1 protein-coding gene is annotated in these 754 nt (G+C 45.4%); it reads right to left on the reverse strand.

Annotated elements, in window-relative coordinates:
• A partial coding sequence (locus tag KUL49_RS20720) for an elongation factor Tu (protein ID WP_131138462.1) occupies positions 1-754 on the reverse strand: 754 nt, incomplete at both ends.

Here is a 754-nt window from a genome sequence, read left to right on the forward strand (position 1 = left end):
ATCGGAGCAATTAGCTCAACTTTGAATTTAAGGTTGTCACCAGGCATTACCATTTCTACGCCTTCTGGAAGCTCTACAGCACCAGTTACGTCAGTTGTACGGAAGTAGAACTGTGGACGGTAGCCTTTGAAGAATGGAGTATGACGGCCACCTTCATCTTTAGATAGTACGTATACTTCTGCTTCGAAGTTAACGTGTGGAGTGATTGAACCAGGCTTAGCTAGTACTTGACCACGCTCAACTTCATCACGCTTAGTACCACGTAGAAGAACACCAACGTTCTCACCTGCACGGCCTTCGTCAAGAAGCTTACGGAACATCTCAACACCAGTACAAGTAGTCTTAGTAGTATCTTTGATACCTACGATTTCTACTTCTTCACCAACCTTGATGATACCTTGCTCAACACGACCCGTTACAACTGTACCACGGCCTGAGATTGAGAATACGTCTTCGATTGGAAGAATGAACGGCTTGTCGATTGCACGCTCTGGCTCTGGGATGTATGAATCAAGCGCTTCACCAAGCTCGATGATTTTCTTTTCCCACTCTGCGTCGCCTTCAAGCGCTTTAAGAGCTGAACCTTGGATAACTGGTAGGTCATCACCTGGGAATTCGTATTCGTTAAGAAGTTCACGAACTTCCATTTCTACTAGCTCTAGAAGCTCTTCATCGTCAACCATGTCACACTTGTTCATGAATACGATGATGTAAGGAATACCAACCTGACGACCAAGTAGGATGTGCTCACGAG

Origin of the sequence: Alteromonas sp. KUL17, assembly GCF_006538305.1 — a bacterium.
GTDB classification, from domain to species: domain Bacteria; phylum Pseudomonadota; class Gammaproteobacteria; order Enterobacterales; family Alteromonadaceae; genus Alteromonas; species Alteromonas macleodii.